We start from the raw sequence: 18355 nt of genomic DNA, 5'->3' as shown, positions 1-18355 counted from the left end.
AATAAATATTTTGGTATAGGGCTTGCAGACATGTATTGGCGGCAGGTCACCATCGCTACTAACGATAAGACTGGGCCGGGCTTATCAATAATTACTAGAAAAACACCGTGGGAGGTCTCAACCCGATGAAAACAAAACTGATAAGGAAAGGGGTTCTGGGAGGGCTGGTAGCATTGGTTATCCTCCTGCAGCACAGCGTGGGAGTGGCGAAAGAAAAGACCGCAGAAGCGATTCTTGCGACCCAATGTGCGAGCTGCCATCAGCAGCAGGATGGCGACAAGTATAGCCGTATCAGCTATCAGCGTAAGACGCCTGAAGGCTGGTTGATGACGATTGCGCGAATGCAAACGATTCATGGTTTGCAGATAAGCGATGAAGAGCGCCGGACGCTGGTTAAATATCTGGCTGACAAGCAAGGAATGGCTCCCTCCGAAACCGCCGATTACCACTACGGGTTAGAGCGACGTTTGAATGTTCAGGAGGATCTGCAACAGACACCGGAGCTAGCTGAGATGTGCGCCCGTTGTCACTCTGTTGCCCGTGTGGCATTGCAAGGGCGTAGCGAGGATGAGTGGAAGCACCTGCTCAATTTCCATTTGGGGCAATTCCCTACGTTGGAATATCAATCCATGGGCCGTGACCGTGACTGGCTCAATATCGCATTGAACGAAACGGCTCCTTATCTGGGCAAACGCTTCCCGCTGGAAAGTGAAGCCTGGTTCAAATGGCTGGACGAGCGTCCGTCTGCGGAGGCACTGGCTGACCGCTGGACATTCAAGGGGCACTACACCGGCCAGGGTGAGGTAGCCGGTACCATGACCATCAGCCATGTCGAGGAAGACAACTTCGAGGTGAACGTAGACGGGCGTTACGCTAACGGCGAACCGTTCACCGGCAGCGGGACTGCATTGTTGTACAACGGGCATGAATGGCGCGCCAATATTGAAATCGACGGAACCAAAATGCGTCAGGTATTCAGTGTAGTGGACAGTGAGATGAAAGGTCGCATGTTCGAGCGGGACCGCGACGAGCGAGGCCTGGACTTTTACGCGGTAGCCAATACCAAGCCGGCACTGGTCGCTATCCAGCCAGGGTATGTAAAGGCAGGCCAGGAGCAGGAGCTGACCCTGCTGGGCAATGCTCTTGATGGCCAGCCGCAACTGGGCGAGGGGATTGAAGTGTTGGAAGTTCTGGAGAGCTCTGCTGGGCAGATGCGAGTCAGGGTTCGTGTAGCAGCTGATGCTTCGGTGGGTATACGTGATATTGCCATTGGAGAGATTAATGGAGCCACGCTGGCGGTCTATCGTCAGATCAGCGAGGTGCGAGTAGTGCCCGACTATGCGGTAGCTCGGATCGGCGACGACGGCAGCTCAACGGAAAAAGTGGAAGGACGCTTCGATGCGGAGGCCTGGGGGATAAGTGAGGATGGCAAGACTCCCTACCGGATAGGCTTTATGCCTGCCAGCTGGTCGGTCGAGCCTTTCGACGAAGGTGCGGCGAGGCTGGAGGATGTCAAATTCGCTGGGGTTATGGATGGCGATACCGGTGTCTTTGTACCGGGTAATGCAGGTCCCAACCCCGATCGACAGATGATGGCCAACAACGTCGGTAACCTGAAAGTGGTGGCTACTGTTAGCGAAGGTGAACAGGCAGTGACTGGTGAAGGTCAGTTGATCGTTGCTGCTCAGCGCTGGGTAATACCGCCAATTCCGTGAGTAATGAGCGGTTGAGAGCAAGCTGACATCAACAGACTTAGTGGGGTAATTAACATGGGCATCAAGTTGAATGTGGTCGAGCACAACCTGCACCAGGTAGAGGTTGATACTGCACAGATGTTGTTTCACATCCCGACGAGTTCGCTCTTTACCCAGGATGAGCTGACGACCGGCATCCTGGCAGCGCTCCGCGGTGGTGCGGATTCACCCGAGCAGGTGCATGCGGCGTTAGCAGGTCGCTTCCTGTCTTCAGATGTGGACGAGGCGCTGCAGGATCTGGTGGCGTTGGAGGTGGTGAATGATGGCTCGCCGCTGACCGGAGATGTGATGACGGGGAAGGTGACCAAAACTGCGTTAAGCACCGTGGTTCTCAACGTCAATACAGGTTGCAATCTCAGTTGTACTTATTGTTACAAGGAAGATCTGGATAAGCCTACCGAGGGTAAACGCATGTCCGCGGAGACGGCCATTGCCTCAGTAGAAATGCTGCTGGAGCAATCGCCGGATGAGCAGCGCTATACGGTAGTTTTCTTCGGTGGCGAGCCGTTGAGCAACCGTCCACTGATCGAATATATGGTGGACTATTGTGAGCGGCGGTTCCGTGAGGTCGGGAAACAGGTCGATTTCATCATGACCACCAATGCCACCATGCTTACCGAAGACATTGTTGATTACCTTAATCAGCATCGTTTTGGCCTGTCGATCAGTATGGATGGACCCAAGGCCATTCATGACAAGAACCGGATTACGGTGAGCGGTCAGGGCACTTATGAAGTGGTGCGGCGCAAAGCGCAGATGTTGCTGGCGCGTTATGACAGCAGGCCGGTGGGTGCCAGGGTGACTCTGACCCGGGGCACTACTGAGGTCGAGGCCATCTGGGATCATCTGATCAATGACCTGGGGTTTGCCGAGGTGGGCTTCGCGCCGGTGACCTCCGGCGATATCAGCACCTTCAACCTGACCTCCGAAGAGCTGATAACGCTATTCGCCAACTTCAAGGCGCTGGGAAGGCGATACCTGGATGCCGCACTGAAGGGCGAAAATATCGGCTTTTCCAATCTCCATCAGCTATTGACTGATATCCATGAGGGCCACAAGAAATCTCTGCCCTGCGGCGCGGGCCTGAAGATGCTGGCGGTGGATTACAAGGGCGAACTGAATCTGTGCCACCGGTTCACCGGCTCTTCGCTGCCCACGTTCGGTAATGTGCATAGCGAAGTGGATAATGCATCGTTGACAGAATTTCTGTCGGAACGTTTGGATCGCAGCAATACGGGCTGTCAGACCTGCCGCATTCGAAATCTGTGTTCCGGTGGTTGTTATCACGAGAGCTATTCCCGTTACGGTGATCCACAACATCCGAATTATCACTACTGCGATCTACTGCGCGACTGGGTGGATTTCGGCATCGAAATCTACGCCAAAATCATGAGCAGTAATCCAGACTTTATTACACGCCATATCGTTCCGCGGAAGGTGCATTGATATGAAACATCTCAAAGCTGTTAACAATAAAGCGCACTTGCTTGAGCAAGCAGTTGCGGAAGAGCAGGTTGAGGAAGTTCTGGCCATGAACGCGACCCTCGGTTGCACCAGCTCAGTGGATCCGGGGTGGGAGACAGACGTGTTCGGCCAGGTTAGTGGGCTCTGTCAGCCGATGGAGGCGGATCTGTATGGCTGTGCCGATCCCTGCTGGTGGCCGGCTCAAGTTCCGGATATTTCGAGTACCTATCCTAATTGGAGTGATGGTGTCGTCGATACCACTACGGATTGGCGCAAGCTGGATACGGTTTTCCCCACAGACAAGTGAGCCCGGGGCACGAGGATAACGATATGTTTATGAACAACAATAAAATGATATGCCTGGGTGCGGCAGTTCTTTTTAGCGCCATGAGCACACAGGTGATGGCTGAGAGTGCCGAGCTGGCGCTACAGCCCGGGCAGGAGTACCTCATAACGGCTCACTATCCGGATAGCATCAGTGTAATTGATGCCGAAACTGACAAAGTATACAAGACATGCTCCGTACCCGGCCGCTTCAATCCAGGAATGTCATCCCTTGTAGTCAGTCCGGATAGTTCCCGGGCCTATGTAGTGGGTGACATGCTCGGAACGATTTACGGCATTGAGCTGGATACTTGCCAGGCAGTATTCAAGGCACAGCTGTCTCAGCAGCCTGGAGAGCGCGCGAGGAGCATTTTCTCTCTGGCAGTTAGCCCTGATGGCGAAGAGGTCTACACAGTTGTCAACCCAACACAGATGAATGTTGATCATTATGTGGTGGGTGAGCCGCGGCTGCAGGTGTACCGTGCGTCCGATGGTCTGAAAGCAGAGCCGGTGCGTATCTTCCCTGCACCGCGACAGACGACCATCATGCAAACTGCAAAAGATGGATCACTCTACATGGTGGCCGACAATATTTATAAAGTAGATGTGAATACCGGTGAGCGTACGGTGGCCATTGCTGTAAGGAACTGGGAGCGACCGGGCTATGGTCAGCCAGACGTGCTCTATGTCTGGAATCATCAACAGCCCACGCAGGACTTCAGTGTCATATATGCAGCTCCAAAGTTCGTCGATGATGCCGAGGATCTGGAAACCGCTGACTTTGTATATGGGTTTTTTAATATCGACCTGGAAACAGGAGAAACTGAAACAAAAGATTTTGGTCTGTTTAAAGAAGTCTATTTCACTGCTATACGTTCCCCTAATGACTCCAATCTGCTGTATGGCGTATTAAACCGGCTGGCCAAGTTCGATATCAATAAGCAGGAGTTGCTCCAGGATCAAGCCCTGGATCATACGTACTATATAGTTACCTTTAATCATGCCGGTAACAAGTTGTACCTGTCAGGCACGCTCAATGATATAGGGGTTCACGATCCTGGCAGTCTGGAAAAGATTGGCAGTATTAAACTTCCCGGCGGCGATATGTCGCTCGCTACGCTGCAAGTTTTCATCCGTTGATCCGCCGCCGCCCTGGGTAACCGGGGCGGCGTTAATAAAAACAAGAGGTCTACCATGACTACCGATCAAATCTTTGGGCGGCGGTTCCTGCTGCCTGCCATTCTAGGCCTTGGCCTGACATTCGACGCGACCGCCTACGAACTGACCTCCGGTCCCGATGGTTATCTGAATCTGGATATCAATGGGGCCGCGGGTATCTTTCACAGCGATAAGCGCTACAACATGGATGGAGCCACCAGCGCGAATGATGTTTCCTGGCGTGAAGCGTACCTTGAATATGGCATCAGCTTTGGCTACAGCAGTCAGATAGGTCGTTGGGAAGGTGCGCTTAGCGCACTGAGTTCGGGTACTTGGGGTGATGGGGACGCAGCCGGCTTTTCCAACGGCAGCGAAAGGGAAACCGATCTGGAGCAAGCGTGGCTACGCTGGAACTCCGCTGAGTTGTTCTCGGCGCTGGGGCCAGATGGGCTGGTGCTATCCGCAGGTCGCCAAGACATCATCCTCGGCGATGGATTCATTCTCGGCACCGATATGGTCAGCATGGGCCAGGGGCTGGGGGATGAGTTTGACCGAGGTGGTGCCTATTACCTGGGAGGACGTACCGCATTTGACCGCACAGCGGTAATCAGTCTGGGTGGTACTCAAGGCTGGCGTGGCGATCTGATGTGGCTGGAGTCGGATAACCATTTTCAGGCGGATATGGAGTTGGCCGTAGCCAACCTGGAACATGTCGGCGATAAGGCCACATTTGGCCTGTCGGCCATCAAGGGTTTGGACGTGGATCAGCGCTATGCCGAGATGCTCGGTTTGGAAGAGCGTGATGATCTTAAAATCTACAGCGTGCGCGGACAGGGTAATGCCGGCGTGGAACAACTGTTTCTGTCGGCCGAGTATGCCCATCAGCGTTTATCGTCCGGTAACGAAAATGCCTGGTACCTGGAAGGCGGCTGGACTTTCACCGAGCAATCCTGGCAACCGGCGCTAACCTACCGCTACAGCCAGTTCTCCTCCGGTTATGACCCGCTGTTTTATGGCTTTACCCGGGGTTTCGGTACCTGGTATCAGGGTGAGTTAGCGGCCAACTACGGCGGGCCGTTCAGCAGCAACGCCAAAGTTCACCATCTGGGGTTGCTGCTGAGCCCGAGGGAAGACCTGACGCTGGGACTGGCAGCTTTTGACTTCACTACTCGTGATGCGACTGATGGGGATATGTCCGGTCAGGAACTGGATATCTACGCGGAGTGGGCCATGTCCGACCATATAAGTCTCATCCCTCTGGTCGGTCTGTTCAGTCCAGACAAGTCCGCGGCAGAAGGCGGAACACAGCTCGGTGGACGTGGCGACAATCTGTATGCGCAGCTATTGATGTTCGTGAGTTTTTGACCACGTTTAACTGGACACGCTATCAGCTGTTTATAACAGTCATGCAGCTAAAGAATTGTTAATCCCCGCCCCAACCAATGCAGCGGAGATGAGTGCATACTTTTGAGGCGTTCAATAATAAACAAAAGGAGTAGAACGATGCAGAATCTTCAGCTCGGGAGCATGCAGCACTTCCCCCTGATGATCAGCAGTATCCTGCAATACGCTGCGACCGCCCATGGTGATCGGGAAATAGTCTCACGACCGGTGGATGAGCCGCTGTGGCGTTATAACTATGCCGCGCTGGCCGAGCGCGCGGGGCGAGCAGCGAATATGATCCGGCAGCTGGGCATTGGTCCGGGGGACTTTGTCTCGACGCTTGCCTGGAATACGCATCGGCACTACGAATTATTCTTCGCTGTGCCGGGAGCCGGCGCGGTGTTGCACACTGGCAACCCACGCCTATCGGATGAACAGATCGCGTATACGATCAATCATGCTGGCAGCTCCGTACTAATGTTTGAGCGCAGCTTCGCTGATCTGGTGCAGCGGTTACGACCGCAATTGACCCAGATCCGTCATTTCATCATGCTCGCCGATGGCGACCTGCCGGACATGCCCGGCATCGAACTACTGGGCTACGAACAACTGCTGGCGCAGGAAGAGTCCCTGCAGGACTGGCCGAGTTTCGATGAGAACGCCGGCGCGATTCTCTGTTATACATCGGGCACCACTAGCAATCCGAAGGGTGTGCTATATAGCCACCGCTCAATTGTCCTCCATGCCATGGCCAGCGGCCTGAGCAGCGCTTTCAATTTCTCCGCCTTCGATTGCATCATGCCTTGCTCGTCGCTGTATCACTGCACAGCTTGGGGTGTGCCTTTTGCGGCGGCGATCAATGGCGCCAAGTTTGTCCTGCCCGGTGACAAGATGGACGGGGAAAGTTTGCAGGAGCTGATTCAAAGTGAAGGTGTCACTTTTTCCGGTGGCGTCCCCACCATCTGGACCATGTATCTGGAACACCTCGAGCGGACCGGCGAGGATGCCGGTAAGCTGACCGACCTGATCATCGGTGGTTCAGCAGTGCCCCGGGCCATGGCCGAAAAATTTCAGAGTAAGTACGGCGTGGCTGTACGCCAACTGTGGGGGATGACCGAGACCAGCCCGTTGGGTGTAGTGGCCACACCGACACCGAAACTGGCGGAACTTGGGGAAGACGCCGTGAACGAGGTGATCTGGACCCGTCAGGGTCGCCTGCAATACGGTATCGAACTGAAGGTGGTGGACGAACAGGGTGAACGCCTACCGGCTGACGGCAAGAGTGCCGGTATTTTAATGGTGCGCGGTCCCTGGACTGTAGAGCGTTATTTCCGTAATGAAGACAGCGCACTGGATGCGGACGGTTGGTTTGATACCGGCGACATTGCCACACTGGATGAGCATGGCTTCATGCGGATCACCGACCGTACAAAGGATGTGATCAAATCAGGTGGTGAGTGGGTCAGCTCGATCGATATCGAGAATGCAGCGGTGTCCTGCCCTGGCGTGCGTCTGGCAGCAGTGATCGGGGTGGAGCATGACAAGTGGGGAGAGCGACCGTTATTGATAGTCGAGCCGTATCCTGATGCTGAAGTGACCATGGAGACCATGCAAGAGCACCTGGAGAGCAGGATCGTCAAATGGTGGATGCCCGACGATATGGTCATTGATGTCGTTCCGTTGACTGCGACCGGCAAGATTGACAAGAAGGTGCTGCGGGAAAGGTATTACACCTATCTGGTTGAGCGAAAGTAGCTAGTCGAGCTCTGATGGCAGCTTCGCCGCAGTCGGGCTGCCGGATAATGCCTGCGGCCCATATTCCCAATATTGGAGATGCTTTATGAGCATGGATCAAGCCCGTGAGCCATTACTCAAGAAAAATGAGGCCGGCGTGGTAACCCTACATTTAAACCGTCCTTTGCAGTTCAATGCCTTGGCCGAAGAGTTGCTTCATGCACTCCGGCATGAACTTGATGCCATAAGTACAGACGATCAGGTTCGCTGTGTTGTGTTGTCAGGTGCTGGCAAGGCGTTCTGTGCTGGACATGATCTGCGTGAGATGCGAAGCCAGCCTGATCGTGACTATTATAAATCGCTGTTTACCCGCTGTAGCCGAGTCATGCAGGGGATCAGAGAGCTACCTGTACCTGTCATCGCGCGAGTGCATGGGGTAGCTACAGCTGCCGGCTGCCAACTGGTCGCAAGTTGTGATCTTGCGATAGCGGCGGAGTCGGCGCGTTTTGCTGTCTCCGGAATTAACGTAGGCCTGTTCTGCTCAACGCCGGCCGTTGCCTTGTCACGCAATATTTCTTCCAAGCGTGCCTTCGACATGCTGGTGACAGGACGATTTATCGACGCTGCCACCGCGGCAGAGTGGGGGCTTATCAACGAAGCGGTAGCCGATGACGACCTGGACGCTGCGGTGGCGAGAAAGACTGCAGAGATTCTCGCCAAGAGCCCTGCCGCCATTCGCTACGGCAAGCGCATGTTCTACAAACAGCAGCAAATGGGGCTCGCTGATGCTTATGCCTACGCGAGTGATGTCATGGCTCAGAATATGATGGAGGAAGACGCCAGCGAAGGCATCGATGCATTTCTTGAAAAGCGTGACCCTCGTTGGTGTTCCTGATTATTTCAAGCAAGGTTTACGTTGCTTCACTCAAAACGGCCAGAACACCGGAATGAAGATCACCCCCAATACCCAGAAGATCAGGTTCAACGGCAACCCGACCTTGATGAAGTCGACGAAGCGGTAGCCGCCGGCGCTGTAGACCATGGTGTTGGTCTGATAGCCCACCGGTGTCGCGAAGCTGGTTGACGCGGCAAAGGTGACTGCGATCAGGAGGGGGGTGGCGTCCACGCCCATCAGCTTGGCGGTCGACATGCCGATGGGAGTCAGGATCACCGCTGCGGCGGCGTTGCTCATGAACTCGGTGAGCACCAGTGCCATCAGATACAGTACTGCCAATACCACCAGCGGGCCCAAGTGACTGACCAGCCCCAGGGTATTAGCGACGACAAATTCCGCCGCACCGCTCTGGCTCATGGCTATCCCCAGCGGTAGCAGGCCCGCCAGCAGGATGATGATGCGCCAGTCGATGGCATCGTAAACCTCGTCTGCATCCAGGCAGCCTGCCAGGGTCATGGCGACCGCGCCGATCAAAGCGGTAATGGCGATGGGTGCCCAGCCGATGGCGGAGATGGCGACTACCAATGCCATGGTGATCAATGCAAAGGGCGCGCGCCACCCCATCGGCTTGTCCGCGTCACGCTGGCTCAGCACAATCACGTTGGTGTCCTTGCGCAGGGCAGGCATCTCGCTTTCTGGCGTTAACATCAGCAGCACGTCACCGACATTCAACCGGACATTTTTCAATTGGTCGCGCAGCACCTGGCCACGCCGGTGGACCGCCAGAACCGTGGCGTCGTGTTGCCAGCGGCGGTCAAGCATCGCCAGCGTGCTGCCGATCACCCGTGAGCGGGGAGCGACCATTACCTCGGTCAACACCTGCTGGGTGCCTTCTTCGAGGTTGCGAGCCTTGAGCTTGAATTCGGAGTCTATTTCCAAGCCAGTCTGGTTCTTCAGTTCATCCAGTTTCGACCAGTCGCCACGTGCCAGCAATATGTCGCCTTCCTTCAGCGTCTGTGACCGAGGCGACCAGACTTTCTCATCGCCGCGCAATAACTCCAGAACGAATACGCCGAACTCCTCACCCAGCTTGGCTTCGCCGACCGAGGTACCGATCAATGTGGAATCGGGCATTACCCGCAGCTCGGTAATGTACTTGCCCAACTCGTAGTGTTCGACCAGTTCGGTGGCGCGAGTGGAGGGCAGGAGCCAGCGTCCCAGGGTCAACAGATAAACACAGCCGGCAACAAAACAGATCACGCCCAGTGGAGTGAACTCGAACATGCTGAAGCCGGGATGCCCCAGATCCCGGGCCATGGCATTGACCAGCAGGTTGGTAGAGGTGCCTACCAGGGTACAGACTCCGGCCATCTGCGAGACATAGGATAGCGGGATAAGCGCCCTGGACGCAGACATGCCGATGGCGGCGGTGGCGGTCATGACAATGGGCATGAATACGGCAACTACCGCCGTGTTGTTGACGAAGGGAGCGACCACGGCCAGCACACCGAACAGGGTAAGCAGAAACAGGAACGGCGACTTGGCCTTGCTCAGCAAGCGGCCGATGCCAGACAGTGCTCCGCTGTTCTGTAACCCGGCAGCCAGAATGAACATGGCCGCGACGGTGATCGTCGCCTGGTTACTGAAGCCGCTCAGAGCGTCGCCGGGGCTAACCAGGCCGAGAATCGCCAGGCCGGATAACACCAGCAGTGCCACGGCATCGATACGCAGTTTTTCGGTTGCAAACAGTACTACGGCGATCAGGGCGATACCCAGGACCAGTGCAATTTCTATCGTCATGCCTTGTTTTTCCCGGCCCGGAGTATGGATTGTTATATGGCAGGCATAATTCTCGCATGAGTTAGGCCGGGGCAACAAAGTATTCGCGGCGGCATTGGGTATTGGAGTGGTCGGGCAGGGTGAGTCGGGGAGGGGTGGAAAGGGGGAGAGCAGAAACGACAAAGCCGAGCATAGGCTCGGCTTTGTCTTGAATTGGTGCCCAGGAGAAGACTCGAACTTCCACGGCCGTGAAGCCACTAGCACCTGAAGCTAGCGTGTCTACCAATTTCACCACCTGGGCGTGCCATTCAATCTTCCATTGCCGTTGCTGCGAAGCGTTGGTTGATCATGCCGACAAGGCATCACTGCTTAAACTGAAAAAACCGGACCTGAGTCCGGTTTTCAGAATTGGTGCCCAGGAGAAGACTCGAACTTCCACGGCCGTGAAGCCACTAGCACCTGAAGCTAGCGTGTCTACCAATTTCACCACCTGGGCATGCCATCCGACTTCTTCTGCTATGCTGAACCTGTCTGGCCCGCAGTGCAACCGATGTCGTGTTGACGGCGCGAATGATACGCAGCAGGTAAAACCTTGTAAACCCCTGTTTGCTAAAAAAATATCCAAGTTGAAATAAGGTGCAAGAAATCGCGTTTCGCGGTTCAATAGGCGTCTATGACGAAAAAGACCAAACCTCAAGCCTCGATGCCCGCATCGAGCAAAGCTGCCGACTCGCACTCTGTTGGTTCGGCCAGCTGGACCGAACTGGATCCGGCGGCAAAGCGTGAAGCAGAGAAATACGAAAACCCCATTCCCAGCCGAGAACTCATTCTCAAGCTGTTGGCCGAGCGCGGTGCGCCGGCGACGCGGGCACAGTTGCAGCAGGAATTCGGCCTCCACGACGAAGACGGTATTGAAGCCCTGCGCCGTCGCCTGCGTGCAATGGAGCGCGATGGCCAGCTTATCTATACCCGACGGGGTGCTTATGCGCCGGTAGACAAACTCGACCTGATCAGCGGTCGGGTCCAGGGTCACCGTGACGGTTTCGGCTTCCTGGTGCCTGATGATGGCAGCGAAGACCTGTTTCTCGGACCGTCGCAGATGCGCATTGCCTTCGATGGCGATCGTGCATTGGGTCGCATCACTGGCGTTGATCGTCGCGGCCGCAGTGAAGGTGCGATTGTCGAGGTCATCGAGCGTGCCCATGAACTGCTGGTGGGTCGCTACTATGAAGAAGGCGGCATCTGCTACGTGGCGGCGGATAACGCCAAGATCAATCATGAAGTGCTGATTGCGCCCGGCTGCTCCGGCGGCGCAGAGCATGGTCAGTATGTCGAAGTGAAAATCACCCAGTGGCCGACCATGAGTCGTCAGGCCCAGGGTGAAGTGATAGAAGTGGTCGGCGACTATATGGCGCCCGGTGTGGAAATCGAAGTGGCTCTGCGCAGCTACGATATCCCCAGCGTCTGGCCGCAGGAAGTATTGGATGAGGCCGCACGCCTGTCTGATCAGGTGCCGGAGAAGGATAAGCTCAAACGGGTGGATCTTCGCCACCTGCCGCTGGTCACCATTGATGGCGAGGATGCCCGCGACTTCGATGATGCTGTGTACTGCGAGCCCCGCAAGGCCAGCGGCTGGAGACTGTTCTCTGGTGGCTGGAAGTTGTACGTGGCAATCGCCGATGTATCCCATTATGTCCCACTGGGTTCGGCACTGGATGCTGAAGCGGAGCTGCGTGGCACTTCGGTGTATTTTCCCAGCGAAGTGATTCCGATGCTGCCAGAGGCCATCTCCAATGGTCTCTGCTCACTGATGCCCAACGTGGATCGCTTGGCCATGGTTTGTGAGATGACCGTATCCAAGAGCGGCGAACTCACCGACTTCCAGTTCTACGAAGCGGTTATCCATTCCCATGCGCGGCTGACCTACAACAAGGTCTCCAGCATGCTGGAGAATCCGCGTAGCCGCGAAGGCAAGGCATTGAGTGCGGAATACGCCGAAGTGTTGCCGCACCTGAAGAGCCTGTATGACCTGTACCAGGCGCTTGCCAAGGCCCGCCACGGCCGCGGCGCGATCGATTTTGAAACCACCGAAACACGCATGCTGTTCGGCAAGGATCGCAAGGTCGCCGAGATTCTGCCGACCACCCGTAACGATGCTCACAAGATCATTGAAGAGTGCATGCTGTGCGCCAACGTCGCCACTGCGCGCTTCCTGCAGGAGCTGGAGATCCCGGGCCTGTACCGGGTGCATGACGGGCCCAAGCCGGAAAAGGTCGAACGGCTGCGTCAATTCCTCGGTTCCATGGGGCTATCGCTGGCGCGCAAGAAGGGTGACCCTACGCCGGAAGATTATGCAGCGGTGCTGGCCAAGGTTCAGGACCGGCCCGATGCTCAGCTGATCCAGACGGTGATGCTGCGTTCGTTGAGTCAGGCAGTGTATACGCCGCACAACGCGGGGCACTTCGGTCTGAATTACGAGGCTTATACGCATTTCACGTCACCGATCCGTCGCTACCCTGACCTGCTGGTGCATCGGGCGATTCGCTCGGTCATCCGCTCGCGCAAGAAGACCGATCTGGTGCAGCGTAGCGGTGCAGGCGTCCTGCCCAAGGCAGCCGTCTATCCTTACGATCTGGCGGAGCTGGAGCGTCTGGGTCAGCAGTGTTCGCAGAATGAGCGGCGTGCCGACGAGGCCACTCGTGATGTGGCCAGCTGGCTCAAATGCGAGTTCATGAAGGACCGTGTTGGCGAGAACTTCGATGGTCTGGTGACTGCTGTGACCGGCTTCGGTCTGTTCGTCGAACTGACCGATATCTATGTCGAGGGTCTGGTGCATATCACTGCGCTTCCGGCCGACTACTACAACTTTGATGCGGTGCATCATTCGCTGGTGGGCGAGCGGGCCGGGCGGACCTTCCGGCTCGGGGATTCGATCCGTGTGCAGGTGGTGCGGGTGGATCTGGACGAGCGCAAGATCGACTTCGAAATGGCATCTGACCGGCCAGCAGCCCCGGATGCCAACAACAGCCGGGCGGTACGTGAGAAATTACTGAGTGAGGCGCGCAAGGCTGGTGAATCCGGATCGCGGGCAGGCAAGCCCACAAGATCGGGCAAGCCCGGCAAGGGGCGGGGTGCCGGTTCTTCCGCGCCGGCCCATCCGGGTGCCAAGCGAGGCGCGGGTAGCACACGCAAGCCTGACGGCAAGCCGCCGCGGGCTCCACGTAAGCGCAAGCCTGAATGAGCGCAGTGAAAAGAACATGAGTGATCTGGAATATATATATGGCCTGCATGCAGTGCAGGCCATGCTGGAGCGTGCTCCGCGTCGTATCAAAAAACTGAATGTCCAGCGCGGACGTCTGGATGACCGCATGCAGGCGGTTCTGGAGCTGGCAGCCAGCGCCGCAATCGACACTGAGCGTCTGTTACCTGATGATCTTGACCGTCTGGCTGATGGTGGTGTGCATCAGGGTGTGGTTGCCGCGGTAACGCCAAGTCAGTTGTGGTCGGAGGATATGCTCGGGCACATGCTTGATAATCTGGACGGCGCGCCGCTGCTGTTGGTACTCGACGGGGTTACTGATCCACACAACCTGGGCGCCTGTCTGCGCAGCGCCGATGCGGCGGGCGCGCAAGCAGTGATTATCCCCCGTGATCGCTCGGCGAGCCTGTCGCCGACGGTGCGCAAGGTGGCCTGCGGCGCCGCCGAAACCGTACCGCTGGTAGCAGTGACCAATCTGGCCCGTACACTCAAGCAGTTGCAGCAGCGCGGCTTGTGGGTGGTCGGCACCGCAGGTGAGGCGGATCAGCTGATGTATCAGGTCGATCTGACAGTGCCTACGGTGATTGTCATGGGTGCCGAAGGTGCCGGCATGCGCCGGTTGACCCGCGAACATTGCGACTATCTGGCCAAGCTGCCGATGGCCGGTGGGGTCAGCAGTCTGAACGTCTCGGTCGCGGCAGGAGTCTGCCTGTTCGAGGCGGTCCGTCAGCGCAGCAGTACCTCTCCAGGCAAATGAGCAGGGTGGCAGATCATCGATTTGCTACCTGATTCATGCTTTTCCTTGCCACTTCCAAGCCGCTTCCCTAGAATGGCCGCCCCAAACCTGAGTTCTACTCCTTGCCAGACCATTTTGGGTGGCTGGCTATAACCCGTAAGGAGCACAAAATGCGTCATTACGAAATCGTTTTTCTGGTTCACCCGGACCAAAGTGAGCAGGTTAACGCGATGGTTGAGCGTTACACCAAGCTGATCGAAGAAGACGGCGGCAAGATTCACCGCCTGGAAGATTGGGGCCGCCGTCAACTGGCTTACCCGATCGACAAGATCCACAAAGCTCACTACATCATGCTCAACGTCGAGTGCAGCGCCAAAGCACTGGAAGAGCTGACCGAAAACTTCCGTTACAACGATGCGGTCATTCGTAACATGGTCATCCGCCGTGACGAAGCCGTTACCGAACAGTCCGACATGCTCAAGCCTGAAGACACTGGTCGTGGCGAGCGCCGTGAGCGCCGTGAGCGCAGTGACGATGACACCGATTCCGGTAAAGACGCTGATGACAGCGACGACACCGATTCCGGCGACGACGAGTAAGTTTTTCGGTTCCCATTCCAGTTAGAAGGAGACACTGCCATGGCACGTTTTTTCCGTCGCAGAAAGTTCTGCCGTTTTACCGCTGAAGGCGTTAAAGAGATCGATTACAAAGATCTCAACACTCTGAAGGCCTATGTCACCGAAACCGGCAAGATCGTACCCAGCCGTATCACCGGTACAAAAGCCAGATACCAGCGCCAGCTGGCAGTCGCTATCAAACGCGCCCGCTACCTGGCTCTGCTGCCCTACACCGACAGTCACGGTCGCTGAGCAGCAGCTCAAACCCGTAATCAGGGGATATTGAACCGGCATGCGTGGTCTGGCTGAATACATCATGCGCGGCCGCAAGGAAGCTACTCTTGCAGTAGCGATTGCGGCAGCCATACCACTGCTGTTCTGGTTCAGTGCGGCAGCTCTGGCGCTGGTGATCCTGCGCCGTGGGCTGTCGGAGGCATTACCGATACTTGCCTGGGGTGTGTTGCCCGCATTGGTCTGGTCCTTTCTTGGTGACCTGACGCCCTTGCTGGTCATGCTCGGCAGTGCCGGTCTGGCCGTTGTGCTACGTCAGCACAACGACTGGGTTCGCGTGGTGTTGCTGGCAGTGCCGCTTGGTGTGGTATACGCCCTGACATTGCTGGTCGTGCTCGGCGAGCCATTACAGGCCATGGCTGGCGCGTTTCGTGAGATGTTGCCGGAGCTGCTGACGCAAGTGGGTCTGCAGCTGGATGAGGCAGGCAAGGCGCAATTGCTCGCCCGTCTCGACGAACTGATGATACCGGTGCTCGGTGGAGTGATGGGAGCCATGCATATGCTGATGGCTCTGGTCAGTCTGATGATTGCACGATCCTGGCAGGCCCGGTTGTACAATCCGGGCGGCTTTCGTCAGGACTTTCATCGGTTGCGCCTGCCAGCGCTGGCCAGTATTGGTTTGTTGGTGGTGGTCATCGTGGCGCCGCAATGGCCGCAGTTGGCGATGTTGTCGCCGATAGCGAGCGTGCCGCTGCTGTTGGCCGGACTGGCACTGATACATGGCATGGTCGGTATCAAGAAATTGGGTCCGGGCTGGCTGATCGGGACATATGTATTGTTTGTCCTGTTCATCCGCTTCGCCTACCCCCTGATTGTGGTTTTGGCATTTGTAGATAGCTTGTTCGACTTTCGCTCTCGCATGAGGCCGCCCTCCGGGTCGCCCGGTGATGACGACCCGAACAGCCAAGGTTGAATTCAAAGAGGTCATCGCAATGGAAGTTATCCTGCTCGAAAAGATCGCGAATCTGGGTAACCTGGGCGACAAGGTCGCCGTTAAAGCTGGTTACGCTCGCAATTTCCTGTTGCCGTTCGGTAAGGCAACTCCGGCTACCGCCACCAACGTAGAAGCCTTCGAAGCGCGTCGCGCTGAGCTGGAAAAGGTTGCTGCAGAACGCAAGGCAGAAGCTGAAGTTCGTGCTGCCAAGCTGGGTGAGCTGATCGTTACCTTCACCGCCAACGCTGGCGAAGAAGGCAAACTGTTCGGTTCCATCGGTACTCGCGACATCGCTGATGCCGTGACTGCTGCTGGCGTTGAGCTGGAAAAAAGTGAAGTGCGCCTGCCTGAAGGCCCGCTGCGCACTGTCGGTGAGTTCGAAGTGGATGTGCATCTGCACACCGACGTCGAAGCTACCGTCACGCTGGTAGTCGTTGCCGGCTGAGGGGAAACCCTCGAACTGCGGCGTCGCTCATTACCCGGTTACGACCTGTGGTCGGGACCGGGTGATTTGCCCAGGCACAGCAGTTAGAATTGCCAACACGGCGCTTGTCCTCCGACAGGCGCCGTGTTGTTTTTTGTGAAGCCCGCCAATCCAGGATTCGAGTCTGTACCGATGAATGATCAGATTTACGCCGCCCGCCCGGAATTGGACCTGCAGACTACCGCGCTGAAGATTCCTCCGCACTCCATCGAAGCCGAGCAGGCTGTGCTCGGTGGTGTCATGCTGGAAAATACGGCATGGGAACGTGTCGCCGAACTGGTCAGTGAAGCGGATTTCTATCGCCATGACCATCGTCTGATCTTCCGTGCGCTGGTACGGCTGGCCGGGCGCAATCAGCCGTTTGACGCAGTCACCCTGTCCGAGGATCTGGACCGCGAAGGGCTGATCGATCAGGTTGGCGGACTGGCCTATCTGGGCCAATTGAACAAGAACACCCCGTCGGCGGCCAATATCAGTGCTTATGCGCAGATCATCCGCGAGCGCGCGACCATGCGCCAGTTGATCAGTGTCAGTACCGAGATCACCGATACCGCCTTCAGCCCCAAGGGCATGCAGCCCAACGAGGTGCTGGATGAGGCTGAGCGGAAGATTTTCGCCATTGCCGAGAGTCGGCCCAAGACCGGTGGGCCCGAGCCCGTCAACACACTGCTGACCAAGGCTATCGATCGTATCGACACGCTGTTCAACAGCGAAGGCTCGATTACCGGTCTGACTACCGGATTCACCGATCTGGACGGCATGACCTCCGGTCTGCAGCCGGCGGATCTGGTCATCGTCGCGGGTCGTCCGTCCATGGGCAAGACCACCTTCGCCATGAACCTGGTGGAAACCGCAGTGATGAACAGCGACAAGGCGGTACTGGTGTTCTCGCTGGAAATGCCAGGCGAATCGCTGATCATGCGTATGCTGTCGTCGCTGGGCCGTATCGATCAGACCAAGGTCCGATCCGGGCGCCTGGATGACGAGGACTGGCCGCGGCTGACCTCGGCGGTGAACCTGCTGAATGATCGCAAATTGTTCATTGATGATACCGCCGGTCTATCGCCGATGGAGATGCGCGCGCGCGCGCGGCGGGTGGTACGCGAGCATGGCGATCTGGGCTTGATCATGATCGACTATTTGCAGCTGATGCGCATCGGCGGCGCGTCGTCGGAGAACCGGACCAACGAGATTTCCGAGATTTCCCGCTCGCTCAAGGCGCTGGCCAAGGAATTCAACGTGCCGGTCGTCGCTCTGTCGCAGCTCAACCGCTCGCTGGAACAGCGGCCTAACAAACGCCCGATCAACTCGGATCTGCGTGAATCGGGCGCCATCGAGCAGGATGCCGACGTCATCATGTTCGTCTATCGGGATGAGGTCTATCACCCCGATACTCAGGATAAAGGCATCGCCGAGCTGATCATCGGCAAGCAGCGAAACGGCCCAATCGGCACCTGCCGCATGGCCTTCATTGGTAAATACACCCGATTTGAAAACCTCGCACCCGGTTCATACCAGGGTTATGGGGAGGAGTAGGTAATGG

Annotated in this window: 15 protein-coding genes and 2 tRNA genes; 14 read left to right on the top strand and 3 right to left on the bottom strand. The window is 56.7% G+C overall.

Annotated elements, in window-relative coordinates; all coding sequences use genetic code 11:
* Positions 1 to 125: 125 nt before the first annotated feature.
* The 7 genes from peaA to INT39_RS10915 all read left to right on the top strand — a co-directional run bounded on the left by peaA (position 126) and on the right by INT39_RS10915 (position 8712).
* A complete protein-coding gene (peaA, locus tag INT39_RS10945; RefSeq protein ID WP_193073948.1) occupies positions 126 to 1715 on the top strand; it encodes a quinohemoprotein amine dehydrogenase subunit alpha in 1590 nt (529 codons plus the stop codon).
* Positions 1716 to 1769: 54 nt separating this feature from the next.
* Positions 1770 to 3200 carry a quinohemoprotein amine dehydrogenase maturation protein gene (gene peaB / locus INT39_RS10940; RefSeq protein ID WP_193073947.1) on the top strand — a complete coding sequence of 477 codons (1431 nt, stop codon included), beginning with the start codon at positions 1770 to 1772 and terminating at the stop codon, positions 3198 to 3200.
* A gap of 1 nt (position 3201) precedes the next feature.
* Positions 3202 to 3525 carry a quinohemoprotein amine dehydrogenase subunit gamma gene (gene qhpC / locus INT39_RS10935; RefSeq protein WP_193073946.1) on the top strand — a complete coding sequence of 108 codons (324 nt, stop codon included), beginning with the start codon at positions 3202 to 3204 and terminating at the stop codon, positions 3523 to 3525.
* A gap of 23 nt (positions 3526 to 3548) precedes the next feature.
* Positions 3549 to 4682, top strand: coding sequence for a quinohemoprotein amine dehydrogenase subunit beta (gene peaD / locus INT39_RS10930; protein WP_226944702.1), 1134 nt, complete (start codon positions 3549 to 3551; stop codon positions 4680 to 4682).
* A gap of 54 nt (positions 4683 to 4736) precedes the next feature.
* Positions 4737 to 6065 (top strand): alginate export family protein, encoded by a 1329-nt coding sequence (locus INT39_RS10925; protein WP_226944701.1) that lies wholly within the window; start codon positions 4737 to 4739, stop codon positions 6063 to 6065.
* Positions 6066 to 6227: 162 nt separating this feature from the next.
* Entirely contained in the window at positions 6228 to 7838 is a 1611-nt protein-coding gene (locus INT39_RS10920) for a long-chain fatty acid--CoA ligase (protein ID WP_193074126.1), read from the top strand.
* Between the two features lie 85 nt (positions 7839 to 7923).
* Entirely contained in the window at positions 7924 to 8712 is a 789-nt protein-coding gene (locus tag INT39_RS10915) for an enoyl-CoA hydratase (protein WP_226944700.1), read from the top strand.
* Between the two features lie 30 nt (positions 8713 to 8742).
* Here INT39_RS10915 and INT39_RS10910 read toward each other — a convergent pair whose 3' ends face one another.
* The 3 genes from INT39_RS10910 to INT39_RS10900 all read right to left on the bottom strand — a co-directional run bounded on the left by INT39_RS10910 (position 8743) and on the right by INT39_RS10900 (position 10987).
* On the bottom strand, positions 8743 to 10512 hold the full coding sequence (locus INT39_RS10910; protein ID WP_193073945.1) for an SLC13 family permease: 1770 nt from the start codon (positions 10510 to 10512) through the stop codon (positions 8743 to 8745).
* Positions 10513 to 10705: 193 nt separating this feature from the next.
* Positions 10706 to 10792: transfer RNA gene (locus tag INT39_RS10905), tRNA-Leu, on the bottom strand.
* Between the two features lie 108 nt (positions 10793 to 10900).
* Positions 10901 to 10987 (bottom strand) — tRNA-Leu (locus INT39_RS10900).
* Positions 10988 to 11194: 207 nt separating this feature from the next.
* On the opposite strand from INT39_RS10900, the gene rnr reads away from it, so the two are divergent.
* From rnr to dnaB, 7 genes are all read left to right on the top strand, one after another.
* Positions 11195 to 13732 carry a ribonuclease R gene (rnr, locus tag INT39_RS10895; RefSeq protein WP_193074124.1) on the top strand — a complete coding sequence of 846 codons (2538 nt, stop codon included), beginning with the start codon at positions 11195 to 11197 and terminating at the stop codon, positions 13730 to 13732.
* Positions 13733 to 13748: 16 nt separating this feature from the next.
* Positions 13749 to 14507, top strand: coding sequence for a 23S rRNA (guanosine(2251)-2'-O)-methyltransferase RlmB (gene rlmB / locus INT39_RS10890; protein ID WP_193073944.1), 759 nt, complete (start codon positions 13749 to 13751; stop codon positions 14505 to 14507).
* A 149-nt stretch (positions 14508 to 14656) separates the two neighbouring features.
* The gene (gene rpsF / locus INT39_RS10885; protein ID WP_193073943.1) at positions 14657 to 15085 is read left to right on the top strand and encodes a 30S ribosomal protein S6; all 429 of its coding nucleotides are present in this window, start codon (positions 14657 to 14659) and stop codon (positions 15083 to 15085) included.
* Between the two features lie 39 nt (positions 15086 to 15124).
* A complete protein-coding gene (rpsR, locus tag INT39_RS10880) occupies positions 15125 to 15355 on the top strand; it encodes a 30S ribosomal protein S18 (protein WP_090271909.1) in 231 nt (76 codons plus the stop codon).
* Positions 15356 to 15395: 40 nt separating this feature from the next.
* On the top strand, positions 15396 to 16307 hold the full coding sequence (locus INT39_RS10875) for a hypothetical protein (protein ID WP_193073942.1): 912 nt from the start codon (positions 15396 to 15398) through the stop codon (positions 16305 to 16307).
* Between the two features lie 19 nt (positions 16308 to 16326).
* Positions 16327 to 16773 carry a 50S ribosomal protein L9 gene (rplI, locus tag INT39_RS10870; RefSeq protein ID WP_193073941.1) on the top strand — a complete coding sequence of 149 codons (447 nt, stop codon included), beginning with the start codon at positions 16327 to 16329 and terminating at the stop codon, positions 16771 to 16773.
* Between the two features lie 171 nt (positions 16774 to 16944).
* The gene (gene dnaB / locus INT39_RS10865) at positions 16945 to 18348 is read left to right on the top strand and encodes a replicative DNA helicase (RefSeq protein WP_193073940.1); all 1404 of its coding nucleotides are present in this window, start codon (positions 16945 to 16947) and stop codon (positions 18346 to 18348) included.
* Positions 18349 to 18355: the final 7 nt, after the last annotated feature.

Source organism: Pseudomonas sp. FME51 (assembly GCF_014897305.1).
This window is presented reverse-complemented; position numbering and strand designations above follow the sequence as displayed.